We start from the raw sequence: 25729 nt of genomic DNA, 5'->3' as shown, positions 1-25729 counted from the left end.
GATGAGTAAATAATACTCATGATTTGGGTAAATAAATGTCGCTAAGTTTCCTGTGACTTTCAGTACTATAGGCAAAAATAGTGAACAAAACAGAGCATTGCGGATGAGGTGATGGCCACGCGGGCATCTAAGATATTGCGGTTGTTAGGGGTTTTAAAATAAGCGCTAAGGAGACTGTAAATGGCTAACAAGAAAGCAACGCTGAATTTGGAAGGCGAAGCTGCGATCGAGCTGGGCGTGCTATCCCCAACCATCGGCACTGACGTTATCGATGTTCGCACCTTAGGTTCTAAAGGTTATTTCACCTTTGACCCCGGTTTTACCTCTACCGCATCCTGCGAATCAAAAATCACTTATATCGATGGTGATGAAGGGATTCTGCTGCACCGTGGCTTCCCGATTGCCCAGTTGGCTAACCATTCTACCTATTTGGAAGTTTGCTACATTCTGCTGTATGGCGAAGCACCTACCGCTGAAGAGTATGAAACCTTTAAAGCGACGGTTACCCGCCACACCATGATCCACGAGCAGATAACCAGTCTATTCCGTGGGTTCCGCCGCGATTCACATCCTATGGCAGTGTTATGTGGGGTGACCGGTGCTCTGGCGGCCTTCTACCATGATGCCTTGGATGTCAATAACGAGCGCCATCGTGAAATCACCGCTTTCCGTCTGCTGTCCAAAATGCCGACTGTGGCCGCGATGTGTTACAAATATTCCATCGGTCAGCCGTTTGTATATCCGCGCAACGACCTGTCTTATGCCGGTAACTTCCTGCGCATGATGTTCTCTACCCCATGTGAAGAATACGAAGTTAATCCGGTATTGGAACGCGCAATGGATCGCATTTTCATCCTGCATGCAGACCATGAGCAAAACGCTTCGACCTCTACCGTGCGTACTGCCGGTTCTTCTGGTGCCAACCCGTTTGCCTGTATCGCCGCCGGGATTGCATCCCTGTGGGGGCCAGCCCACGGTGGCGCGAATGAAGCTTGTCTGAAAATGCTGGAAGAAATTAAAACTGTTGAACACATTCCAGAATTTATCCGCCGTGCAAAAGATAAAAATGACTCATTCCGCCTGATGGGCTTTGGTCACCGTGTGTATAAAAACCACGATCCACGTGCCACTGTCATGCGCGAAACCTGTCATGAAGTATTGAAAGAGCTAAAACTGGAAGACGACCTGCTGAAAGTGGCGATGGAATTAGAGAATATTGCGCTGAACGACCCCTACTTCATTGAGCGGAAACTCTACCCGAACGTCGATTTCTATTCAGGTATCATCTTGAAAGCATTGGGTATTCCGTCTTCAATGTTCACCGTGATTTTTGCTATCGCCCGTACCATTGGTTGGATTGCTCACTGGAACGAGATGCACGATGAAGGCATCAAGATTGCCCGTCCGCGCCAGTTGTATACCGGCTATGCAGAACGTGATTTTAAGAGCCAGTTGAAGAAATAAGCCTTTATTTCTGAATACCAGCAAAACGCCACCTTCCGGTGGCGTTTCTATTTAACTGCCAATATAAATGCATCGCGCAAGATTAGTGGATAGCGCCACCGGATATCTGTAAATCGTGCTCAATTTGCAATGCAATTGAAATAGCCAGTTTCAAGGCTATTTCTACTGAATGGGCCGACATACTGGGTGTTCCAGGGTGATTGACTGCCTGTTCAGGTAAATAAGGGATATGGATAAAGCCGCCCTTAACCTCACTATTGATCTGATTTAACCGATGCAATAAACCATACATCACATGGTTGCAGACATACGTCCCGGCGGTTTGGGAAACAGAAGCGGGAATACCCGCCTCTCGCATCCCCTCAACCATCGCCTTAATAGGTAAGTGAGTAAAATAGGCCGCTGGGCCATTTTCTACAATAGGCTGGTCGACGGGCTGGTTACCCTGATTATCGGGGATGCGGGCGTCATCAACATTAATCGCGACTCGCTCAATAGTAATATCAGCACGCCCCCCCGCCTGACCGATAGCCAACACTAACACTGGCTGGATATCATCGATGGCTGCATTTAGCGCAACCAGTGCGTCACCAAAGACACAAGGTAACTGGCGGGCAACCACTCTGACCTCGTCTCCCAGCATTAAATCATTCAGTTGCTTAACCACTTCCCAGGAGGGATTCACCCGCTCGCCACCAAATGGCTCAAATCCGGTAATTAATACTCTTTTCATCGAACCCCCTAGAGGAACATCAGGAAATACAGCAAAAATACGTTAACAATCAACAGAGCAATCCCCGTTGGGATCTGTGCTTTGATAACTGCATTTTTATCCGGCAGCTCCAATAACGCAGCAGGAACAATGTTAAAGTTGGCAGCCATTGGTGTCATCAAAGTACCACAGTAACCAGAGAACATCCCGATAGCAGCCATAACGGCTGGGTTGCCCCCGTGTTGCAAGACTAGAATAGGAATACCAATACCGGCAGTGACAATAGGGAAAGCAGCAAATGCATTACCCATGATCATGGTGAGCACTGCCATGCCAATAGCATAGACCGCCACCGCGATAAAGCGATGATCTACTGCCAGATATTCCTGTGTCAAATGGGCAATGGCCGTCCCAACGCCCGCGGCAGTAAACAGCAGGCCGAGAGTTGCCAAAATCTGCGGCAAGATAAAGGCCCAGCCGATAGAATCCAGTAATCGCCGAGCTTCCTGCACCGGTTGTGCTGCGGTTTCGTGTGTCAGGAAAATGGCAATAATTAAACCGAGCACACAGCCGACCGTCATTGAGAATAACGTCACCAACGTTGCATGGTTACCTGCACCAAACATCCATTGGTCTAATGCCGGGATATTATTAAACAGCAACACGCCAACCACGGTGACAACCGGAATAGCCAGGGCGGGAAGAAACAGTTTATTCCCCAGGCGCTTGGCGCTGACTTCGCGCTCTTGCGCCGTGCGCTGGTGATAACTGCCCAGCTTTACCCCACCGAAACCGGCTATCAATGCCATGATTACCACCACCACACCAACAGTGATATTCAGTATGCGTTTCTCATCTGGCCCTTCGCCGGCCAAGGTATTTGCCAGGCGGTAAGTCCAATCGCCAACCAGAAAAATCAACCCGTATAAGCCCCAGAACAGGCCAGTAGTGAAGCGGCGTGGGTTAGCTTTATCACGAAATGACATGGCCGCAACAATCAGCAATACGACGCCCGCTAACCAGTACAAATATTGTTGTTGGAAAATCATTTAGCCTCTCCCTTGGCAGCCAAAGCAGACTGATTCAACGCAGTTAATTCAGCGGCAAGGTATTTATCCAGACGTTGCAAACGGTAAGCATGGATCAAGAAGGCACAAATCGCCGTCGGGATCCCCCACAGCGCGATGTGCAAGGGTTCAGTTTGAATGCCGCCGGACTCCAACATAAAGTTGTGCATGAAAATAATGGCACCGAAGGCGACAAAAATATCTTCGCCGAAAAACAGCCCGACGTTATCCGTGGCAGCAGACATCGCGCGCAGGCGATAGCGCACTTTCTCTGGCAACTCGCCGTAACGGATTTCTGCCGCGCCTTCGGCCATAGGGGCCAATAATGGGCGCACCATCTGAGGTTGACCGCCGAGGCTGGTTAATCCCAGTGCCGCCGTGGCTTCACGTACAAACAAATACACAATCAATAACCGGCCAGAAGTGGCACTTTTGATTTGCGAAATCCACGCCTGCGCCCGCTCTTTCAAGCCGTGGCGCTCCAGCAATCCGATAACCGCCAAGGGCAGTAACAAAATCAAAGGCAGGTTACGGGTATTGAGAAAACCCTCGCCCAGTTTTTCTAAAATAGTGGCGATGGGCATTAAGGCGGTCAAGCCGGTGATTATCCCGGCGGTGATGACCACTAAAACTGCGTTTATGCGCAGTAAAAATCCGATAATAATCGCCGCAATACCAATAAGCGGCCATAGGTTAACTGTTTGCTCCAAGGTGACTCTCCTGTCATGAAAAATAGCATTAACCCTTCGTCATCAAGCCGCAGCAGTATTAGCTATGGCACTAATGCCTATGGGTAATTATTTAAATTAAAATAAAATCCCGCTCGAGTTGGCGGTTATATTTCTGTGGTTCAAAAAGGTTGCTTATTGCGCAGTGACCTTAATATTTTCTTGCTGAAAACTGTCTCGTAAACGCCGGGCAAAAGCCAAAGCATGAGCACCATCGCCGTGAACACAAACGGTATCCGCCTGCACCGCGACCCAACTGCCATCATTCGCCTGAACCTGATGGCGCAATACCATGGCTAAGGTTTGTGACAAGGCTAATTCGTCACTTTCAATTAAGGCGTCGGATTGGTTACGCGGCACTAAAGTGCCGTCAGGTTGGTAGCGACGATCGGCAAACACTTCTTGTCGGGTTGCTAATCCCGCGCGCTCACCGGCACGAATCAATTCACTCCCAGCTAAGCCGACTAACCGCAATGACGGGTCTACCGCCTTGATGGCCTGAGCAATGGCATCAGCCAGCTGTGGGTCTCGCGCCGCTTGGTTGTATAACATGCCGTGGGGCTTCACATGTTGCATCACGCCCCCTTCGGCTTTCACTATTGCCGCCAGGGCACCAAGCTGATAAACCACTTGGGCATAGACAGTTTCTGGTGGTAATTGCATGGCGGTACGACCAAAGTTTTCACGATCCGGAAAGCTCGGGTGCGCACCAATGGCAACCCCATACTCAATCGCCCAGCGCACTGACTGGCGCATAGTTTGTGCATCACCGGCATGAAAACCACAGGCAATATTGGCGGAACTCACCAACTGCAATAGCGCCTGATCATTGGCGCAGCCTTCACCTAAATCAGCATTTAAATCAACGTTCATTTGCCCTCCCTGCTATCAAAACCCGCTTGTAATCCCCATTCAATTTGTTGCAGGAAATGCTGCTGTTCAGATTTGGCACGGAGCGCATCCTCCACAGTGCAAGGGATAAAGTGCACCGGCTCCCCCAGCCGTAGTTGCGCCAAATGGTAGAGATCGGCTTCGATAACACAGGCAATCCGTGGGTAACCACCGGTAGTTTGCGCATCGGCCATCAGCACAATCGGCTGGCCGTTATGCGGCACCTGCACCACGCCGGGCAATAAACCGTGCGACAGCATCTCGCGCGAGGTGGTGCGCGCTAACTCACGGCCCGTCAGGCGATAACCCATCCGGTTACTTTGCGGGCTGAGTCGCCAGGCCTCACGCCAAAATGTGCCCTGAGAAATATCGTCGAATTCATGATATTCCGGCCCCGGTACGGCCCGCACTCTATTGCCAAATAACAATTGTTTGATACCAACAGATTCACGCGGCAAACGGGTCGGTTTACCCAGTGGCAAGTTGTCGCCCTCTTTAATCAGCCGCCCCTGATAACCACCAAAACCGGCTTTCAGGTCGGTACTACGTGACCCCAGCATTTCCGGCACATCAATCCCGCCAGAAATTGCCAGATAGCTACGCATTCCCCGGAGTGGCGCATTGAGTTTTAACTGTTGCCCCCGCTTGACCGGATAACGCCACCCCGTCCAGAGCAGTTGCTCTCCAAGCCGTGCATCACAACCCGCGCCCGTCAGCGCTATCCAGCCCGCTTGGGTAAACTCAACGATCAACTGGCCCAGGGTAATTTCCAACCCAGCTGCACCCGCCTCATTGCCCACCAGCATATTCGCCATACTTAATGCGGGTAAATCAAGTGCCCCGCCCTGGCTAATACCCAAACGACGAAAACCACCACGGCCACTGTCTTGTACCGTGGTATACATACCGGAACGAATAATTTTCAGCATATGCCCTCCTTTGAAGGCAGGAAGCGCACATTGTCACCCGGTCGCAGCAAGGTTGGCGGCATCTCTAATGGGTTAAATAATGCCAACGAGGTGCGGCCAATTAGCTGCCAGCCACCGGGTGTTGCCAGCGGATAGATCCCGGTTTGGCTGCCACCAATCCCGACCGACCCTGGCGGTACCACCAAACGTGGCTCGGCGCGCCGTGGTGTTGCCAGTTGTTCTGGCATACCGCCCAAATAAGAAAAACCCGGTTGGAACCCGAGAAAATAGACGATATAGCTCGTCCCCGCATGGCACTCAACCACTTGGCGCTCGGTCATACCGGTATGGCGAGCGACTTCGGCCAGATCAGGGCCAGCCTCGCCGCCATAAATCACCGGGATGGTGATATCACGCGACTCAGGCACTAATGACTCACTCTCTTCCCACCAGCGTTGCAGGCGTTCAATCGCATCCAATGCTGTGTTCTGCGGACAGGTCAGCAATAATGTCAGGTTATTCATACCAGGAATGGCTTCAAGGACATCGGGATGATGAATCAAGCGGTCAGCTAAGCCCCAAATCCGTTGCTGGCTTGCTAACGTCACCGGCGGATCCAGTTCCAGAACCACCGCACTTTCTCCTAGTAAATAGCATCGTGCTCGTTGCACTCCCGTCTCCCTGTTTGTTTTCGTTGTTAAATAAATACCCGTCTTATGGATATATTTATGCGTCAGCACCCTAGCCGCTGTCAATAGAAGTGGGCCAACCCATAATTAAGAGTAATTTCTAGATTCGCAGCCAATAGCCATATAAACCATCACAACTTATTGTTTTTATGGTTTTTTGATGAAGATAGAGGGCAGGAATGGATTTTTTTCTTATTTAAAATCAGAGTAAAGCGAGGGAATAATATGAAAAAATGCAGTTTTATCATTTAATTTAGGTCAGATGTTTGTTTTTAATACCCTTAACTTAAAAAAGCCTTATTTTTATTGTGGTTAAATACCGTTAAGCATCCGCCGTGTGGCGACTAAATTGATTGAGCACCAATGCGGCTAACCACTGGTGCCCAGTAAGCATCTAACCCAACTCAGGCGGGGTTAGGGATGTCAATAAAAGTCACTTCAAGCTGATGATGGGTAGCGAGCCATTCACCTAGCGCCTTAATACCATAGCGCTCAGTGGCATGATGCCCAGCTGCATAAAAATTCACCCCCATTTCCCGAGCAATATGGATAGTTTGCTCCGAAACTTCGCCAGTAATGAATGCATCGACCCCAAATTCAGCTGCTTGCTGAATATATCCTTGCCCACCACCACTGCACCAGGCAATCCGCCGGAGGCTCGTGGGTGCATGGTCACCACAGTGTAATACCGCCCGCCCTAGCACTTTTTCCAGACGTTCACGTAAAATCACTGCATTTAGCGGTTTTTCAAACTCGCCATAAGGCAACAGTGGTTCAATTTCACCCAACACGTGAATATCCAGCAATTTAGCCAGTTGGGCGTTATTACCTAATTCTGGGTGGGCATCCAGCGGCAAATGATAGCCATACAGATTGATATCATTGGTTAGCAATGTTTTCAGTCGGTTACGTTTCATGCCCCGCACCACTGAAGGTTCGTTTTTCCAAAAATAACCGTGATGCACCAAAATAGCATCCGCCTGTTGCTCTACCGCCGCATCCAGTAAGGCTTGACTGGCCGTGACGCCAGTGACGATGCGCCGGACGTCCTCACGCCCCTCAACCTGCAACCCATTAGGCGCGTAATCCTGAAAAGCGGCGATATTGAGTTGGTTATTGAGCAGAGTTTCTAATTCCGTGTTACGCATTTCGTTTAATCTCGCCAATTAACAAATAGATGAAAAGTATAAATTCAATCCCCTGATTTTGCCGATCTCAGATTAGAATTTCAGGCTATCACCTTGTTCCATAATGATAAATTTAATTCCCATATCATTACCCTGTGCCAGCTCAGTCGCAATGATTTTGCGCACATCCTGCCCCTGCTGGAATGAGGGTTTGATATGGCTAATGACCACCGACAACCCGGCCAAAGGTTGGCCTTCGCCACTGTATTTCTCCAGATTTTTCAATTCTTTCAGTAATAACTTGGGGGTCATATGACCATACAGCTTGCCGTCAGGAGCCTCATTGGGATAGGAAACTTCAATTATCATCCCCTTCAATTGCTGCTGCTTAACCTTTTCTGCCAGCTTACGCCACACCACACCCAGGTTTTTCGCCGATTCTATTTCATCCGCGCCAGTATCACCAAAATAGGCAAATGCCTCATTATTACTGCTGATAAGTAACATCGAAGATGGCGATTTATCGTGACTCAAGGGGTACATTTCGCCGGTTAAGCGCGTCAATCCCAAACTCAATGATTGAGCCGGGCGCACCAGTTGCATGCGGTAAGTGCCCAAACGGGTGCCACTGCCGCTGTCGGTGAAATTGGGCCAGACACGCCAATTAAAATAATAATTTCGCAGCACATCAATGGTATCGGCAGAGGCATAAATAGTTTTTTTACTGTCTTCTGGCGAGCCAATAATTAGGCCAGAAACATGGTCAAGATGGGCGTGGCTGATAAAATAGCTGTTAATGCGCTGACGGAAAATATATCCCTGGCGAGTCAATGGCGCGGCAATCTCATCCGTAACTTCAGAAAAATGGCCTTTTTCCAGTGCCTTAGCTATCCCCGGCAGTACCGAACCGGCATCCAGCGCCAAATACACTGGCTGGCTATCATCACGGATCAGATAAGAGGTCAGATTGCCATCGCTGACTCCGCCATCGACCCCAAGAGCGACAACTTCAAAACCTGCCGTAGCCAGCGAGCTATAAAGGCTAACCGAGAAAACCAATCCGGCGTTAATCAGCTTGTTGCGGTATTTCCTGCCATTGAGCTGGCGAATAGCTGATGCCGATTGAATTAAACGTGTTGTCAAAAACATGAAGGCTCCTGGTGGTTAGGGATCCTTGCTGCCATCCCGCTTAGCGGCGTCAAATGCCGCGAGTGTAGCCAATCTGGCTTGCTTGTGGTCAACCAGTGGTGGCGGGTAATCCAATGGGTGCTGTTGCTGCTGCGCCCAATGCCACGGCTGGTGGATATCACTGTCTGGCACCGCAGACAATTCAGGTAACCAGCGGCGAATAAAAATACCTTTTTTATCAAAACGCTCTCCCTGCGTCGTGGGGTTAAAAATACGAAAATAGGGCGCGGCATCAGTACCGGTTGAAGCTGCCCACTGCCAGCCGCCGTTATTGGCGGCTAAGTCACCGTCCAACAATTGCGACATAAAATAGCGCTCGCCATGCCGCCAGTTAATCAACAGATCTTTAACCAGAAAACTGGCGCTAATCATCCGCAGCCGGTTATGCATCCAACCCGTTTCATTCAGTTGCCGCATTGCTGCATCAACAATAGGGTAACCTGTCCGCCCTTGTTGCCAGGCCAGCAAGTGCTGTTCCGAATGATTCCATACTACCGCATCAGTCCAGTCAATAAAGGGACGATGCTGGCATAACCGCGGATACGCCACGAGCAAATGACGATAAAATTCACGCCAAATCAGCTCATTAAGCCAGATAAAGGCACCGCCATCCGCTTTTTCAAACACCTCCGGACACTCCGCCCGCAAGCGATTAACACATTGACGGGGTGAAAGTATTCCCAGAGCCAAATAAGGTGACAGACAACTGGTACCTGCCACGGCGGGCAGATCACGTTGTTGCTGATAGTCCTGAACCTGCTCACGACAAAAAGTGCGCAGGCGTAAAAGCGCCGCCTCTTCGCCCGCAGGAAACAGCTGGTTATCGACAGACTGCTGCGGGTAATCAAACGGGCCCCATGATGCCGGTTCAATAGCTATCTTGGTCTGACGGGCTTTCGGTGCTGGCACACTGCGATAATCGGACATCATTAACCGTTGAATAAATGCTCGGCGGAATGGGGTAAATACTTGATACATTTTACCATTTCCCGTCAGCACACTCCCCGGCGGCAATAACAAACTATCATGAAAACTGTGGCAAATGACCCGACCGGCGAGTTTTGCTATCAGTGCATCATCACGTTGCCGCTCATTCCATTCATACTGTTGATTATAAAACAGCGCATCAATCTGATGTTGCTGGCAAAAATCATCCAGCCAGTTAATAGAATCTTTAAATTCATCACACTGATGGTAGTGCAGCGGTATGGCGCGCTCTGCCAACACCGCCCGCAACTGTTGCAGATTTTGCCACAAGAAAGCCGCCTGCCGTGGGGCCATATCCTGCTTTCCCCATTGTACTGGTGTCGCAACAAATACAGCAATAACAGTGGCTTGTGAGTCTTTACAAGCGGCATGGAGCGCCAGGTTATCGGTGATCCGTAAATCATTGCGAAACCAGACCAGATGGGTCGCCATGTTTTATCCTTGCGCTGAATAAAAAGTAAAATAGTGCTGCCCAGCAAGATAATCATTTGGGAATTCAGTCATATAAGCTGTTATTTGGGCTATAGGCACAGTAAGGGGCACATCACCAGTGCGGTATTTTTCAATAAGCTGTGCCAAGGCCTGGCGTTGCTCTGAGGTAAGATAAGGCCGAAAATAGCCCTGCACATGCATCAATACATTGGTGTGATTCGCCGCAGTAGGCTGATGAGATAACAGCTGTAACAGCCGTTGGCGATACTCGGTAGCAAACTCAGCTAATGAAGGCCATTTATCCATTCCTGCAACAAAAGGTCCAATCTCACGATATTCAGGTTGAGAATGCGCTAACAACACCAGTTTATAGCGGCTGTGGAACGCCATCAATTTGCCACGGGTAATGCTACCGGCCATTAATTGATCAAATTCACACAAAATATAGCGACTTTCAGCACTATTGACCTGCTTATTTGTTATCGACATGAGCCAGCCCTGAAGGTAAAAACCATGAGCTTCATCATAACAATCTTATTGTTGTAGGGCACAAAAGATGCCAATAAAAATGCCGTCCAGTAATGACCTGAACGGCATGATGATCTCAATACTGGTTATTAAAGTAATAATATTGTCTTAGGTGGCAATAATATTACTCCATGCGGTAATCATGTTATTACGCAAGTCAGTCTCTAACTGAGACATAAAACCAGCGCGGCTCTCAGTGAAATCATGCTGGCCCATCATCGCCACCAGGCTATCCAGTGCGCCGTCTTGTAACACCGTCGCAAATAAAAAGGCTCACAAGCATTCAGCTTATGAGCCTTTTTAAGATTTAAGTGTTTAAAAATTCAGTCTATTAACAATCAATAGAAATCTTGCGGTGCCATTTCAGACTGCGCCAACCACACCGGTTTATCACTGGTTTTGACCCAGACACGGTGCAAATAGCTATAAAAACGGGCGCGATCCTTGCGAAAAAGCATGACGGGCAGAGCCAGTAATCCCACCAGAATTACCGCGATACGACGCAAAATAACCTGATGTAATGGAAATGTATTGTACATAGACATAATAACCCTCCTTACAAAACGCCGTCGTGTAACCGCTGGCCAAAGAGCACTGAACCGATTTACCGCTTGGCGTTGAAAGTAAAATAAACAAAATTGGAAACTGGACAAAATTTTACCGCATTGTTTGAAATTTTACCACTCATCCGACCACTAATTCAGAGTAAAAACAGAAAAAAACCATCAAATCTGTAATTTTGTTACATCAAGGTTAAACATTGCTCGGCACTTGTTGTGCCAAAGTTACATACCATTTATGAATTAGAAGGCTGGATACATTCAGTATGAAAATCGCATTTTGATGACGTCTTTTGATTCCACGCCTTATCACTGCCTAATTTACACTCATTTTTAGCTTATTTTATGACCGTTTTTATACTTTTTTTACACTCCGCCTCGCTTTTTTATCAAGAACTTTTCTTACAACTTCCTAAGCTGTTGTTATCAAAAAATTGGCTATCAAAAACCGGGTTATCAATAGCTTGGTTTTCAAAAATAAGACCTGTGGAGGTGTATCGTGAGTTTCAGCATCATAGGTGGGGCGCTGCTGGTTCTGCTGCTTCTGGGCTATTTGGTTTATGCCCTGTTTAACGCGGAGGACTTTTAAATGGCTGCATCAGGATTTCTACTTATCGCCAGTTTTATGCTGGTGCTGTTGGTGCTGTCGCGTCCATTAGGGGGCTTTCTGGCGCGCCTTATTGAAGGCTACCCCTTCTCGGCACTGCAAAAATTCGAGGCCGGTATATGGCGTTGTAGCGGTGTAAAAAATGAAGAAATGAATGGCTGGCAATATGCGCTGGCTATTCTCAGCTTTAACCTGCTGGGTATTGTGCTGTTATTTGTGTTGTTAATGACGCAAGGCTCATTGCCATTGAACCCGGAACATATGCCGGGTATGTCATGGCATTTGGCACTGAATACCGCCGTCAGTTTTGTCACCAACACCAATTGGCAAGCCTATAGCGGCGAAAACACCCTCAGTTATCTGAGCCAAATGGCCGGTCTGACAGTGCAAAACTTTCTGTCCGCGGCTACCGGCATTGCTGTCGCCTTTGCCCTGATACGCGCTTTTGCCCGCCATTCGGCAGCAACTCTGGGTAATGCCTGGGTTGACTTGGTGCGCATCACTTTATATGTGTTAGTGCCAATCTCCTTGGTCATCGCCCTGATTTTTGTCAGTCAGGGCGTCTTGCAAAACCTGGATAGTTACTTGCATATCACCACCTTAGAGGGGGTAAAACAAACCTTACCTATGGGGCCGGTGGCTTCGCAAGAAGCAATCAAAATGTTGGGCACCAATGGCGGTGGTTTCTTTGGCGCTAACTCCGCCCATCCTTTTGAAAACCCAACCGCATTTAGCAATTTTGTGCAGATGTTGGCCATTTTCCTTCTCCCCTGCGCCCTGTGCTTTGCTTTTGGTCAGGTGGTGGGAGATAACCGCCAGGGTCATGCACTCATCTGGGCTATGTCACTGATTTTTATCGTGGCGGTCACCGTGGTGATGTATGCCGAACTGACCGGAAACCCGCATTTAACCCAGTTAGGGGCCGACAGCAATATCAATATGGAAGGTAAAGAATCGCGGTTTGGCATCCTCGCCACCAGCATGTATGCCGTGGTGACCACCGCGGCCTCTTGCGGGGCGGTGAATGCCATGCACGACTCCTTTACCGCCTTGGGCGGCATGGTGCCAATGTGGTTGATGCAAATTGGCGAAGTGGTGTTTGGCGGCGTCGGTTCGGGTTTGTACGGCATGCTGTTATTCGTGCTGTTAACCGTGTTTATTGCCGGGCTGATGATTGGTCGCACTCCAGAATATCTGGGCAAAAAAATTGACGTTTTTGAGATGAAAATGACCGCGTTAGCCATTCTGGTAACACCTGCGGTGGTGCTGTTAGGCACGGCACTGGCTCTCTGTACCGATGCGGGCCGAGCGGGGATCCTTAACCCCGGCGCGCATGGTTTTAGTGAAGTGCTTTACGCCCTTTCCAGTGCGGCAAACAACAATGGCAGCGCCTTTGCGGGCCTGAGTGTCAATACGCCATTTTATAACCTGCTGCTGGCTGCGGCGATGTTCCTGGGGCGATTCGGAGTCATTCTGCCGGTGCTGGCCATTGCCAGTTCATTGGTAGCGAAAAAACGGCAACCGGCGGGTAATGGCACTCTGCCAACCTCCGGCCCCCTGTTTATCGGCTTGCTGGTCGGCACGGTGTTGTTGGTCGGCGCATTGACCTTTATCCCCGCACTGGCCTTAGGCCCAGTTGCCGAACATTTGCAGATTTGGTTAATCCACTGAGATAACAATGATGACTCATAAACAACGCGCGATTTTTGAACCGCAACTGGTGCGCACAGCCCTGCTTGATGCTGTGAAAAAACTGGATCCGCGCGTCCAGTGGCGCAATCCAGTGATGTTCGTGGTGTATCTGGGCAGTTGGCTAACTACGTTGATTTGGTTGGCAATATTAAGCGGCCACACCACAGGTAGCGCCCTATTTACCGGCAGTGTGGCTCTGTGGTTGTGGTTTACCGTGCTGTTCGCTAACTTTGCCGAAGCACTGGCCGAGGGCCGCAGTAAAGCGCAGGCCGAAAGTTTGCGCGGCGTGAAAAAAACCAGTTGGGCTAAAAAGCTATCCGCCGCCCGCGTTGATGCGCCGCAAGAGAAAGTCTCTGCCGATAGCCTGCGCAAAGGTGATTGGGTGCTGATTGAGGCCGGTGATATCGTGCCTTGCGATGGCGAAGTGCTGGAAGGCGGTGCCTCTGTGGATGAAAGCGCCATTACTGGCGAATCCGCACCGGTTATCCGCGAATCTGGCGGCGACTTTTCCTCCGTCACCGGCGGCACACGGGTGCTGTCCGACTGGCTGGTCGTCGAGTGCAGTGTTAACCCCGGCGAGACATTCCTCGACCGAATGATTGCGATGGTCGAAGGGGCTAAGCGGCGTAAAACCCCCAATGAAGTGGCGCTGACCATTTTATTGGTGGCATTAACCATCGTCTTTTTGCTGGCAACCGCCACCCTATACCCCTTCTCGGTATTCAGTGTCGAGGCCAATCACGCCGGTATTCCCGTCACCATCACCGTGTTAGTCGCGCTATTGGTGTGCTTGATTCCGACCACTATTGGCGGGTTATTGTCGGCCATTGGTGTCGCTGGCATGAGCCGAATGTTGGCTGCGAATGTGATAGCCACCAGTGGTCGCGCAGTAGAAGCCGCTGGCGATGTCGATGTGTTGTTACTGGATAAAACCGGCACCATCACCTTGGGTAATCGCCAGGCCTCCGAGTTTATTCCGGCCCCCGGAGTCACCGAACAACAGCTGGCAGATGCCGCACAGCTCTCTTCGCTGGCCGACGAAACCCCTGAAGGCCGCAGTATTGTGGTGCTAGCTAAACAACGTTTTAACTTGCGCGAACGCGACCTGCACAGCTTGAATGCCACCTTTGTGCCCTTCTCGGCACAAACACGGATGAGCGGTGTCAATGTGCAAGAGCGCATGATCCGCAAAGGGGCGGTTGATGCCCTTCGTCGCCATGTTGAATCTAATCAAGGCCACTTCCCGCGGGCAGTAGAAGATGCGGTAGAAAGTGTCGCCCGCACTGGCGGCACGCCATTGGTAGTGGCTGATGGGCCGCGGGTGCTCGGGGTGGTTGCCCTGAAAGATATCGTCAAAGGTGGCATTAAAGAACGTTTTGCCGAGCTGCGCAAAATGGGCATTAAAACGGTGATGATCACCGGTGACAACCGTCTGACTGCCGCAGCCATTGCTGCTGAAGCCGGGGTGGATGACTTTTTGGCCGAGGCCACACCAGAAGCCAAGTTGGCGTTGATTCGCCAGTATCAAGCCGAAGGCCGCCTGGTCGCGATGACCGGCGATGGCACCAATGATGCCCCAGCACTGGCACAAGCTGATGTGGCGGTCGCGATGAACTCCGGGACTCAAGCCGCCAAAGAAGCCGGCAACATGGTGGATTTGGACTCCAATCCCACCAAATTGATTGAAGTGGTACATATCGGCAAGCAAATGCTGATGACTCGTGGCTCATTAACCACCTTCAGTATCGCCAACGATGTCGCCAAATATTTTGCCATTATCCCAGCCGCTTTTGCTGCCACTTACCCGCAGCTCAATGCCTTGAATGTGATGCAGTTGCACTCACCGTCCTCGGCAATACTGTCGGCGGTTATCTTTAATGCGCTGGTTATCGTGTTTCTTATTCCACTGGCACTGAAAGGCGTCAGTTACAAGGCCATGAGTGCCGCAGCCTTGCTGCGCCGTAACCTGTGGATTTACGGGCTGGGCGGCTTACTGGTGCCCTTTGTCGGAATCAAACTTATCGACTTACTGCTGACCGCTTTGATGAGCTAAGTGCAAGAAATACAACTAAGAGGCTACAAATTATGTTATCTACCAATCAGTCAGTTACCCATCAGTCTACAGCAAGCCCTATGTCCTATTTTCGCCCGGCATTGGTTTTACTGATATTACTGACACTTATCACCGGGATAGCTTATCCTCTGTTGACCACTGGGCTGGCGAAATTGCTGTTTGCCCAGCAAGCAAATGGTTCATTGGTGATGCTGGGTGATGAGGTTATCGGCTCCAGTTTGCTGGGGCAGAACTTTACCCAGCTGGGTTATTTTGCCGGCCGCCCATCAGCAACGGCAGATATGCCTTATAATCCAATGGCTTCTGGCGGGAGTAATCTGGCTATCAGTAACCCAGCGCTGGATAAGGCTATCAGTGAGCGCGTGGCATTACAGCGCCAGGCCAACCCGATGCAAAGCGGCCCGGTACCTGTAGATCTGGTCACTGCCTCTGGCAGCGGTCTGGATCCGAGTATTTCACTGGCGGCGGCTTATTATCAAGCCCCTCGCATTGCCAACGTGCGCCAGCTGCCGCTGTCTGAAGTGAAACATTTAATTGATGAAAATGTGCAAAAAGCGACACCCAATTTCTTCGGTGAATCTGTTGTTAATGTGCTGAAACTGAATATGGCGCTGGATGCCCAAAGCCCTGCTGCTATTCCGGCGGCTTTGGCAAAACCTTAAGGACACATCATGGTGGATGCAGAACCAACCCGCCCCAACCCCGATAGCCTGCTTGCGGCGGCGAATGAAAAATCCCGTGGTCGGCTAAAGGTATTCTTTGGGGCCTGTGCCGGGGTGGGTAAAACCTACGCCATGCTGCAAGAGGCCCAGCGCCTGCGGGCTCAGGGGCTGGATGTGCTGGTCGGAGTGGTGGAAACACATGGACGCGGCGAAACTGCCGCCTTGCTTGAGGGGCTGGCAATTCTGCCCGCCAGGCGCATCCAGCACCGCAACCGCCAACTCCGCGAGTTCGATTTGGATGCCGCGTTGGCTCGTCATCCGGCCCTGATCCTGATGGATGAACTGGCACACAGCAATGCCCAAGGCTCCCGTCATCCCAAGCGCTGGCAGGATGTTGAAGAACTGCTGGATGCCGGTATTGATGTATTGACCACCGTAAATGTGCAGCATTTAGAAAGTCTAAATGATGTGGTGGGTGGCGTAACGGGCATTCGGGTGCGGGAAACTGTCCCCGACCATATGTTTGATGAGGCCACGGAAGTGGTGTTGGTCGACTTACCGCCAGATGACCTGCGCCAGCGCCTCAATGAAGGCAAAGTCTATATTTCCGGTCAGGCCGAGCGGGCCATTGAGCATTTTTTCCGCAAAGGTAATTTAATTGCCTTGCGCGAGTTAGCACTGCGCCGCACCGCCGATCGCGTTGATGACCAAATGCGCGCATTTCGCGACACTCAAGGGCGCGAGCGGGTCTGGCATACCCGCGATGCTATCTTATTATGCATTGGTCATAACAGCGGCAATGAAAAACTGGTGCGCACCGCCGCCAGACTGGCGGCCCGGCTGGGCTGTATCTGGCATGCCGTTTATGTAGAAACGCCGCGCTTACATGGCTTGCCAGAAGCCAAGCGCCGCGCCATCTTACGCACCCTTAAATTGGCGCAAGAACTGGGGGCAGAAACCGCCACCCTGTCAGAGCCCAGTGAGGAACGCGCTGTATTGCGCTACGCCCGTGAACATAATTTGGGCAAAATCATTATTGGTCGTCGAGCAGAAAAACCCTGGAAACTGCGCGGCAGCTTTGCAGACCGCTTGGGTAAACTCGGCCCTGACGTAGATTTGGTGATTATTGCACTAGAAGGTGACAGCCCTACTGGGGTGGCGAAAGAAACTGACTCACGGGCATTCACTGAAAAGTGGCGTATGCAGCTGCGCGGTTGTATCGCCGCCATCGGCTTATGTGCGCTGATTACCGTTTTATCACAATGGCTAATACCCGGCTTTGACCAGGCAAACCTGGTGATGGTTTACTTGCTGGGCGTCGTGATTATTGCGCTATTTTATGGCCGTTGGCCCTCCGTCCTGGCGGCAGTGATTAATGTCGCCAGTTTTGATCTGTTTTTTGTTCAGCCACACTGGTCATTAGCCGTGACCGACGTGCAATATCTGGTGACTTTCGGTGTAATGTTGATTGTCGGGATTGTGGTCGGGAACTTAACCGCCGGGGTGCGCTATCAGGCCAGAATTGCTCGCTATCGGGAACAGCGCGCCAGACATTTATACGAAATGTCACGCGGGCTCAGCCGCGCCCTGACTCCGGTGGATATTGCCAAAACCAGCCGCCATTTTCTTTCCAGCAGCTTCCAAGCCAAAACTGATTTGTTGTTGCCACAAGAAGATGGCCGCTTGCAGCAAGTCGCTACGGATGACGGCGGCGCGCTCTCCGTCGATGAAGCCATTGCCCGCTGGAGTTTTGATAAAGGCGCGCCAGCCGGAGCCGGGACAGACACCTTGCCGGGAGTCCCTTATCAATTACTGCCACTGACCACCTCAAAACAGACCTTTGGGGTACTGGCCATTGAACCCGCTAACCTGCGCCAGCTAATGGTGCCGGAGCAACAGCGTTTGCTACAAACATTCACCAGCCTGATTGCCAACGCGCTGGAAAGGCTGCATCTGGCTCGCAGTGCTGAACTGGCAAAGTTGGATGCCGAACGAGAGCAACTGCGCAACTCCTTGCTGGCGGCCCTTTCCCATGACTTGCGCACCCCACTGACGGTGTTATTTGGTCAAGCAGAAATCCTCACCCTGGATTTAGCCGCCGAGGGCTCGCGCCATGCCCCACAAGCCAACCAAATCCGCCAACAAGTGTTGAGCACCACTCGCCTGGTCAATAATTTGCTGGATATGGCGCGGATCCAATCAGGGGGCTTTAACTTGCGCAAAGAGTGGCAGTCACTGGAAGAAATTGTCGGTAGCGCCTTACATATGCTGGATACCGCCCTCAATCATCATCCTATTCGTGTTGAGTTACCGGCTGACATGGTGCTTATCAATTGTGATGGCAGCTTGCTCGAGCGGGTCTTTATCAATCTGTTGGAAAATGCCCATAAATATGCCGGTTTCCATGCATTGCTGGGGATCCGAGCCTCAGTACAAGGTGATTGGTTGCAGGTGGAAGTCTGGGATAACGGCCCTGGGGTTATCGCCGGGCAAGAGCAGCTGATTTTTGATAAATTTTCCCGTGGTAACAAAGAGTCAGTAATTCCGGGGGTGGGCTTGGGTTTAGCCATTTGTCGTGCCATTATTGATGTACACGGCGGCCGTATCTGGGTGGAACGCAATCCAGAAGGCGGTGCCAGTTTCTATTTTACTTTGCCATTGGAAAAACCACCGGAAATTGAAACTGAGGAACTGTGAGCATACCCCCAGCTAACATCCTGATTGTTGAAGATGAAAAAGAGATCCGCCGCTTTGTTCGCATTGCGCTGGAGAGTGAAGGCTGCCGAGTGTTTGAGAGTGAAACACTGCAACGCGGCCTGATTGAAGCCGGCACACGTAAACCCGATTTAATCATATTGGATTTGGGCCTGCCGGATGGTGATGGCCTGACTTACATTCAGGATGTGCGCCAATGGAGTGCCATCCCCATTATTGTCTTATCCGCCCGTAGCAGTGAAGAAGATAAAGTCGCGGCGTTAGATGCCGGAGCAGATGATTATCTCAGCAAACCTTTTGGTATCAGTGAGTTACTAGCCAGAGTTCGTGTTGCCTTGCGCCGTCACAGTGGCGGCAGCCAGGAAAGCCCGGTGGTGAATTTTGCAGACATCAGTGTCGATTTAATTAACCGTCAGATCACCCGTGGCGGTGAAAAACTGCACCTGACACCGATTGAGTTTCGCTTGCTTACCGCATTATTGGCCAATAGCGGCAAAGTCATTACCCAGCGCCAGTTACTCAATCAAGTGTGGGGGCCTAATTATGTCGAACACAGTCATTATCTGCGCATTTATATGGGTCATTTACGCCAAAAATTAGAAGCTGACCCTACCCGCCCCAAGCATCTGTTAACTGAAACCGGTGTTGGTTATCGCTTTATTCCATAAAGCGTTATACATCATCAGCCGGCACATTGAGACTAGGAAAAAAACGCGCTCCAGAGTAGCATCAGGTTTTCTAATGATAATCGATGAAGTTGATGCCAAATCAACATCATCAGTTCCCAGCGAGTCGGGGTGACGATACCTATGGGCGCTTGTGCGGCGACGGCCCATTTAGCCCATTTCCCCTACAATCAACTTTGCTAGCAGCCTGAATGGATCTTATTTATTATGAGCACCTGGTTAATTTATGCCCTACTTTCTGCCCTTACCGCCTCTTTGGTCGCAATCTTCGGTAAAATCGGCCTGCAACATTTAGATGCGAATACTGCAACCGCAGTTCGTGCCGTCGTTATGGCGCTATTTTTAGTCGGTGTGGTGCTGGTGCAGGGAAAATTTAATCTGGTCGGCGCGGTGTTGGCAGATAAAAAAGCGCTGCTGTTTGTGGTGCTTAGTGGTGTCGCGGGTGCGTTGTCCTGGCTGTTCTATTTTATGGCAATAAAAAATGGCAATGTTTCGCAGGTGGCCCCCATTGATAAACTCAGTGTGGTTTTTGCCGTCATTCTCGCCTTTATTCTGTTTGGTGAAAAAATATCTTTAGTGGCCGGGCTAGGAGTCGCACTTATCACAGCGGGTGCTCTGATGGTTGCCTTGGGGTGATTGCGGCAAGTTAATAATGATATCTAACATAAAGGCAAAGTATATTACTGTTGCCTTTACCAATATATCTTCCTGCTAATTAAAAATAAGAAAATGCAATTTATTTAAGTTTCTTTTTCTAAGATTGAGATATTATCATATCAACCCGCGTAATTTAACAAATATGGAATTTGTATAGATAAGAGAATATCAATACAAATTATCACGATTTTAAAGTCAATTCTTTCATCTATTATTAAAACTAAATATGTAATTAATGATGAGAATGATAAGCCTAGTGAATTTGATAGTAACTTATCGGATATCATATAGCTTACCGAGCTGTTTTATACTTTAGCTAACAAACTCACTTTAAGCTAAGCATTTAAATACTATATAAGTATATTTAAATTAATTTATTCACTATAAATATAAAAGAGTTAATTGATATCAACTTAAAAAAAGGAAAATATTTTGAACACAAAAGAAACCAACAAAAAAACAGTAACAAACAAAGTCATTAAAAAAAAACCAAAGAAATAACATTAATAGTTAACCAAGAAAGCAAGTCCATTCTGATAGCAAACATCCCTACTGATAAAATTTTTATCCAATACTCAGATTCAAAACTTAAAGTTAGTATAATAGATGATAAAAGATTTTTAAGCCGTACTTTTGACGTCATTGAGAATGGCGACCTCCTCATAAAGTCCATTATTATTCGTGACAATAATCATATACAAAGTGAACTATTTTTAACGTTAAACAGCACCAATGCTAGCCCAGATAAAACCCTGCTACTCAGCAGAAAAAACCGGCCCGAAATTTCTGCCCAGAAACTGAGCACACCTGCTCGTCCATCAAAAACGGCTTTTATGTCATATAATGCTAACTTGATTAATGGTAGTGATGAAAATGACCACCTTGCTGGCGGGGATAGTGACGATATTATTTTTGGTTATGCCTCTTTTGACTCGTTGTTTGGCCAGGGTGGGAATGACATTTTAGTCGGTGGCACAGGTAATGATGGATTGGCTGGCGGGGCTGGTAATGATTTTATTGATGCTGGCGATGGTGATGACGAATTATATGGGGATGCTAACGGCTTAGGCCCTTTTGCTTATCAGAGTGAAGCACGAGGCAATGACATTCTATTTGGCGGAAAAGGGTTGGATCGTATCGAAGGGGGAAGAAATAATGATTATTTAGCCGGTGGCACCGGTGATGATATGTATCTATTCTCCAGCTTTGAGGGGATTAATATGATAGTTGAGTATGGTGGAGAGAAAAATACTATCTGCATTAATGACTATTTCCTCCATGAATTAAAATTTAAACGTTACGGTAATCACTTGATGATATCAAGCGCCGAAGCGCATATAAATAACCTCACCATCGTAATTTACGATCAATATGCTGAAGATGGCTATAAAGTTAATAATTTAGAGACCCGTTCATATATTAAATATAGTAGTGAAGAGGATAAGAAGTACCATGAAGATAATATTTTAACGATGGTAAAAAACAACCTTGGAAATACTGATGATATATTAAATAAATTAACTCATGAATACGACCTTGGCGATATTTATCGGACTGATTTAACTTACGTTTTTAGCAGTAAAATGCCAGACACTGAGAAGTTAACAAAAGAAACGCTTATTGATGTCCTTAAAGATAGAAATGATAAATTACAAAATATGTATGAAAACAACCCATTACATTTTGGTGATAACTTGCCAGATATATCTTATATTTCTGCGGCGCTTTCTTCTTTTGCCCCCAAAGAGGCTCAACAAGCCTATCCAACCTATTTAAAACACCATTATATGTTGGAAAATAGCGTTTATAACAGCCTGCTTGTATAGGCCAATAACAGTAAATCTGTTATATCGTTCTGACGGAAACTTTATGACTAGAAATAGCGCCACCTGGCGCTATTTCTTATCAACAGTTACTGCTTACCGGCTAGCACATCGCTCACAATATTCACGGCTTCAAGTTCTATTTTTTCACGATGCTCTGCACCAAGGAAACTTTCGCAGTAAATTTTATACGCGTCTTCAGTGCCAGATGGACGGGCGGCAAACCAACCATTGTCGGTCATCACTTTCAGGCCACCGATTGATGCGCCATTACCCGGCGCTGCGGTTAACCGGGCGGTAATAGGGTCACCGGCCAAGGTACTGGCTTTGACCATTTCAGGTGACAACTTGGACAAGGCATTTTTTTGCGCCTGAGTTGCAGGGGCCTGAATTCGGTTATAGCTCGGAGCCCCAAAACGTTTGGCCAATTCGTCATAATGTTGTTGAGGGTTTTTACCGGTAACCGCTGTAATTTCAGCCGCTAACAAGCACATGATAATGCCGTCTTTGTCGGTCGACCAAGGTGTGCCATTAAAGCGCAGGAAAGACGCCCCGGCACTCTCTTCGCCACCAAAACCAAAGCTGCCATCATGCAGCCCCTCGACAAACCATTTGAAACCAACCGGCACTTCCACCAGCTTACGACCCAAATCAGCAACCACTCTATCAATCATGGCACTGGAAACCAGTGTTTTACCCACAGCAACATCCGCGCCCCATTGAGGGCGATGTTGGAACAAGTAATTAATGGCAACCGCCAAATAGTGGTTAGGGTTCATCAGACCCGCGGGGGTAACAATCCCATGACGATCGTAATCAGGGTCGTTGGCAAAGGCTAAATCGAATTTATCACGCAGCGCCAATAAACCTGCCATAGCAGATTCTGACGAGCAATCCATGCGGATGATACCGTCGTGATCAAGGTGCATAAAACGGAAGGTCTGATCGATAGAATCATTAACCAGAGTCAAATCCAACTTATAGTGCTCACCAATACGTTGCCAATAAGCAATGCCGGAACCGCCGAGCGGGTCAACACCTAGCTTCAAACCTGCTTGTTGAATAGCTGGAATATCAACCACATCGACCAAACCTTCAACATACGGTTGGATCAAATCTTGCTCACGCAAGTGATTACCGCGCCAAGCTTTATCCAGCGACTGGCGCTTAACGCCCTCTAATTTCAGGCTGAGTAATTGATTAGCACGCTTTTCAATCACTGACGTTAAATTCGTATCGGCCGGGCCACCATTAGGTGGATTGTACTTGATGCCGCCGTCTTCAGGTGGATTGTGGGATGGCGTAATAACAATGCCATCGGCCAGGTCTTTACCCTGTGCGTTATAGCAAAGAATGGCATGTGAAATAGCCGGCGTAGGGGTGAAACCGTTATCCTGTTGCACGACAACATTCACGCCATTTGCCGTTAAGACTTCCAGTACCGAAATAAAGGCGGGTTCAGACAGTGCATGGGTATCTTTACCCACATAACATGGGCCAGTAATACCATGCTGGTGACGAACTTCGGCTATCGCCTGAGCAATAGCCAGAATATGGGCTTCATTAAAGCTCTGTCGCGCGGCGCTACCACGATGGCCAGAGGTACCAAACTTAACCGCATGAGCGGGGTTTTCAGCCTCAGGTTGCAATACATAATATTGAGAAGTGAGTTGAGCAACATTAATCAAATCGCTTTGTCGAGCCGGTTGTCCTGCACGAGGGTGATTAGCCACAGACATTACTCCTTATACCTTTAATTTTTAAGTCGCAGATATGTTGGCTGCACAGGCTCGCCCGAACCTCTATTTGAGTAAGCTCTTCGAAGTGATGAGACTTATGCTCAACCTTCGGGCCAGCGCTGTTCAAATCGGTTTACAACCCATTTGCTCCCTGCTTGCCACCTGTCTGCATTTTGAAATTTACTGGATATAATTTCAATAAAATCAGATAGTCCCGCACACTTTATCAGTCAATTCTGGCGGGAACTGCATTGTCAGCATGATATGTTGCACCATGCTGCGTTTACGCTCGGTATTGGTATTGGTAATAACCCAGTATGGCGTACCAGGGACATGCTTGGGCTTAGTGTGTGTCCCGTTTTGCAACAATGTCTGCTGATCTCCGGCAAAATAAACCCGAGTGCGGCCATGTAAAGATTCTGTTGCCTCGGTAAATGCTTGAGCATCCAAGGTATATAATGTTGATAACACTAACATAAAGCGGTTAACCGCCCTATTTTGCTCGGCATATTCATCAGACAATAGCAATTCACGCACTGCACGAACTTTATCTCGTGGGGCGGGGGCGACTACCGCCTTTGCTACCTCATTGTTGGCAGGTAAGTTTGGTACCGGCTGACCTGCTGTAAACTTCAGCATACGCCGTAAAATATCGGACGCGCTCTCGCCAATGTGTTGCGTATGGCTGGCAATATAGCGATAAAGTTCTTCGTCAAGTTCAATAGTTTTCATCTTTATCCAGTACGGTTTCTACTTTCTTATGCATATCTTAGGATTATAAAGTCAAAGCGCGCTAACGAGTACCTTTATCATGGCTTTATCAGGATAAATCCCCCATCGCAGCGGTAATGACGCAATAATCTACATATACTTGATAAGGCAAATAATCATGGAGCAGCAAACCTCTGCTCAGACATGATACCCTAACCACAATATCTCTCAGTATGAACTTCGCCATGAAATTAAACTTCCGCATACAAAACGCACTTTCACCTACCCCCACCCTGCCCATCATCCTCATTCATGGGTTATTTGGTAATCTTGATAACTTGGGTGTTCTGGCGCGTGATTTGCACCAGGATCATCATGTGATTCAGGTTGATTTGCGCGACCACGGTTTATCCCCCCGCTCACCACAGGTGAATTATCCGGATATGGCGCAAGACGTTCTGGAATTAATGGACCAGCTCGCCATAGAAAAAGCGATAATTATCGGCCATTCAATGGGGGGCAAAGTGGCGATGGCAATGACCGCAATCGCACCTGACCGTATTGAAAAACTGGTCGCGATTGATATCGCCCCGGTCAATTATCAAGTGCGCCGTCATGATCAAATTTTTGCCGCTATCAATGCCGTCACGGCGGCCGGAGTAACCCAACGCCAACAAGCCGCTCAACTGATGCGGGAAACAATAAAAGAAGAAGGCGTTATTCAGTTCTTATTAAAGTCATTCCAACAAGGTGAATGGCGATTTGATGCGCCGGCATTATGGAATCAATACGAAAATATTGTAGGCTGGCAGCCGGTTCCCCCGTGGCCACATCCGATTTTATTTATTCGCGGTGAGTTATCCCCCTATATTCAAGATGAATATCGCGATGAGATTGCCCGTCAGTTCCCGCAAGCTCGTGCTTATATCGTGGCCGGAACGGGCCATTGGGTTCATGCAGAGAAACCAGATTCAGTGTTACGTGCTATTCATCGATTTATTGATGAAGACCCTAGTGGTGAAAAATAAACCTGACCAATAAATAAACATAACCAAAGTCATTGGCATTGCAGTTGGTTAAAA

The 25729-nt window shown here is 48.8% G+C and carries 24 protein-coding genes; 10 read left to right on the top strand and 14 right to left on the bottom strand.

Going from position 1 to position 25729, the window contains the following annotated elements; translation table 11 throughout:
• The first annotated feature begins 180 nt into the window (after positions 1–180).
• Complete coding sequence (locus tag YROHD0001_RS04565) at positions 181–1464, top strand: citrate synthase (RefSeq protein ID WP_004715776.1); 1284 nt, start codon at positions 181–183, stop codon at positions 1462–1464.
• Between the two features lie 82 nt (positions 1465–1546).
• On the opposite strand, the gene pcp is transcribed toward YROHD0001_RS04565, so the two are convergent.
• From pcp to YROHD0001_RS04620, 12 genes are all read right to left on the bottom strand, one after another.
• The gene (gene pcp / locus YROHD0001_RS04570) at positions 1547–2197 is read right to left on the bottom strand and encodes a pyroglutamyl-peptidase I (RefSeq protein WP_004715775.1); all 651 of its coding nucleotides are present in this window, start codon (positions 2195–2197) and stop codon (positions 1547–1549) included.
• A gap of 8 nt (positions 2198–2205) precedes the next feature.
• The gene (locus YROHD0001_RS04575; RefSeq protein ID WP_032817507.1) at positions 2206–3225 is read right to left on the bottom strand and encodes a DUF979 domain-containing protein; all 1020 of its coding nucleotides are present in this window, start codon (positions 3223–3225) and stop codon (positions 2206–2208) included.
• Positions 3222–3953 carry a DUF969 domain-containing protein gene (locus tag YROHD0001_RS04580; protein WP_004715773.1) on the bottom strand — a complete coding sequence of 244 codons (732 nt, stop codon included), beginning with the start codon at positions 3951–3953 and terminating at the stop codon, positions 3222–3224. The genes YROHD0001_RS04575 and YROHD0001_RS04580 overlap by 4 nt, the downstream gene beginning before the upstream one ends.
• A gap of 153 nt (positions 3954–4106) precedes the next feature.
• Positions 4107–4844, bottom strand: a complete 738-nt coding sequence (gene pxpA, locus YROHD0001_RS04585) for a 5-oxoprolinase subunit PxpA (RefSeq protein ID WP_032817505.1) — start codon at positions 4842–4844, stop codon at positions 4107–4109.
• Positions 4841–5791, bottom strand: coding sequence for a 5-oxoprolinase subunit PxpC (gene pxpC / locus YROHD0001_RS04590; protein WP_032817503.1), 951 nt, complete (start codon positions 5789–5791; stop codon positions 4841–4843). Before pxpC ends, pxpA begins: the two co-directional genes overlap by 4 nt.
• Positions 5785–6441 (bottom strand): 5-oxoprolinase subunit PxpB, encoded by a 657-nt coding sequence (gene pxpB, locus YROHD0001_RS04595; RefSeq protein ID WP_032817501.1) that lies wholly within the window; start codon positions 6439–6441, stop codon positions 5785–5787. Before pxpB ends, pxpC begins: the two co-directional genes overlap by 7 nt.
• Before the next feature lie 422 nt (positions 6442–6863).
• Complete coding sequence (locus YROHD0001_RS04600) at positions 6864–7607, bottom strand: type 2 GTP cyclohydrolase I (RefSeq protein ID WP_004715769.1); 744 nt, start codon at positions 7605–7607, stop codon at positions 6864–6866.
• 72 nt (positions 7608–7679) lie between these two features.
• Entirely contained in the window at positions 7680–8735 is a 1056-nt protein-coding gene (locus YROHD0001_RS04605; RefSeq protein WP_004715768.1) for an MBL fold metallo-hydrolase, read from the bottom strand.
• Between the two features lie 15 nt (positions 8736–8750).
• On the bottom strand, positions 8751–10193 hold the full coding sequence (gene phrB, locus YROHD0001_RS04610; RefSeq protein ID WP_004715767.1) for a deoxyribodipyrimidine photo-lyase: 1443 nt from the start codon (positions 10191–10193) through the stop codon (positions 8751–8753).
• A 3-nt stretch (positions 10194–10196) separates the two neighbouring features.
• A complete protein-coding gene (locus tag YROHD0001_RS04615) occupies positions 10197–10682 on the bottom strand; it encodes a DUF1722 domain-containing protein (protein WP_004715766.1) in 486 nt (161 codons plus the stop codon).
• Positions 10683–10829: 147 nt separating this feature from the next.
• Positions 10830–10976, bottom strand: a complete 147-nt coding sequence (locus YROHD0001_RS20495; protein ID WP_004715765.1) for a hypothetical protein — start codon at positions 10974–10976, stop codon at positions 10830–10832.
• A gap of 83 nt (positions 10977–11059) precedes the next feature.
• Positions 11060–11266, bottom strand: coding sequence for a YbfA family protein (locus YROHD0001_RS04620; RefSeq protein WP_032817499.1), 207 nt, complete (start codon positions 11264–11266; stop codon positions 11060–11062).
• A gap of 514 nt (positions 11267–11780) precedes the next feature.
• On the opposite strand from YROHD0001_RS04620, the gene YROHD0001_RS20955 reads away from it, so the two are divergent.
• The 8 genes from YROHD0001_RS20955 (at position 11781) to YROHD0001_RS0118360 (ending at position 22200) form a co-directional block, all read left to right on the top strand.
• Positions 11781–11870 carry a K(+)-transporting ATPase subunit F gene (locus YROHD0001_RS20955; protein WP_032817497.1) on the top strand — a complete coding sequence of 30 codons (90 nt, stop codon included), beginning with the start codon at positions 11781–11783 and terminating at the stop codon, positions 11868–11870.
• Entirely contained in the window at positions 11871–13559 is a 1689-nt protein-coding gene (gene kdpA / locus YROHD0001_RS04625; RefSeq protein ID WP_004715763.1) for a potassium-transporting ATPase subunit KdpA, read from the top strand.
• A gap of 10 nt (positions 13560–13569) precedes the next feature.
• Positions 13570–15633, top strand: coding sequence for a potassium-transporting ATPase subunit KdpB (gene kdpB / locus YROHD0001_RS04630; RefSeq protein WP_032817518.1), 2064 nt, complete (start codon positions 13570–13572; stop codon positions 15631–15633).
• A gap of 80 nt (positions 15634–15713) precedes the next feature.
• A complete protein-coding gene (kdpC, locus tag YROHD0001_RS04635) occupies positions 15714–16316 on the top strand; it encodes a potassium-transporting ATPase subunit KdpC (protein ID WP_004715761.1) in 603 nt (200 codons plus the stop codon).
• Positions 16317–16325: 9 nt separating this feature from the next.
• Positions 16326–19013 carry a two-component system sensor histidine kinase KdpD gene (kdpD, locus tag YROHD0001_RS04640; protein WP_004715760.1) on the top strand — a complete coding sequence of 896 codons (2688 nt, stop codon included), beginning with the start codon at positions 16326–16328 and terminating at the stop codon, positions 19011–19013.
• Complete coding sequence (gene kdpE, locus YROHD0001_RS04645; protein ID WP_032817493.1) at positions 19010–19699, top strand: two-component system response regulator KdpE; 690 nt, start codon at positions 19010–19012, stop codon at positions 19697–19699. Before kdpD ends, kdpE begins: the two co-directional genes overlap by 4 nt.
• Positions 19700–19924: 225 nt before the next feature.
• Positions 19925–20353: an EamA family transporter gene (locus YROHD0001_RS04650; RefSeq protein WP_004715758.1), complete on the top strand. Its 429-nt coding sequence runs from the start codon at positions 19925–19927 to the stop codon at positions 20351–20353.
• A gap of 854 nt (positions 20354–21207) precedes the next feature.
• Positions 21208–22200: a calcium-binding protein gene (locus tag YROHD0001_RS0118360; protein WP_004715757.1), complete on the top strand. Its 993-nt coding sequence runs from the start codon at positions 21208–21210 to the stop codon at positions 22198–22200.
• A gap of 86 nt (positions 22201–22286) precedes the next feature.
• On the opposite strand, the gene pgm is transcribed toward YROHD0001_RS0118360, so the two are convergent.
• Both pgm and seqA read right to left on the bottom strand, forming a co-directional pair.
• Positions 22287–23930: a phosphoglucomutase (alpha-D-glucose-1,6-bisphosphate-dependent) gene (pgm, locus tag YROHD0001_RS04655; RefSeq protein WP_032817516.1), complete on the bottom strand. Its 1644-nt coding sequence runs from the start codon at positions 23928–23930 to the stop codon at positions 22287–22289.
• A 210-nt stretch (positions 23931–24140) separates the two neighbouring features.
• A complete protein-coding gene (gene seqA / locus YROHD0001_RS04660; RefSeq protein ID WP_004715755.1) occupies positions 24141–24668 on the bottom strand; it encodes a replication initiation negative regulator SeqA in 528 nt (175 codons plus the stop codon).
• A 224-nt stretch (positions 24669–24892) separates the two neighbouring features.
• Here seqA and ybfF point away from each other — a divergent pair, with 224 nt between their 5' ends.
• Complete coding sequence (gene ybfF / locus YROHD0001_RS04665; protein ID WP_032817488.1) at positions 24893–25675, top strand: esterase; 783 nt, start codon at positions 24893–24895, stop codon at positions 25673–25675.
• Positions 25676–25729 lie beyond the last annotated feature (54 nt).

Source organism: Yersinia rohdei ATCC 43380 (assembly GCF_000173775.1).
GTDB classification, from domain to species: domain Bacteria; phylum Pseudomonadota; class Gammaproteobacteria; order Enterobacterales; family Enterobacteriaceae; genus Yersinia; species Yersinia rohdei.
This window is presented reverse-complemented; position numbering and strand designations above follow the sequence as displayed.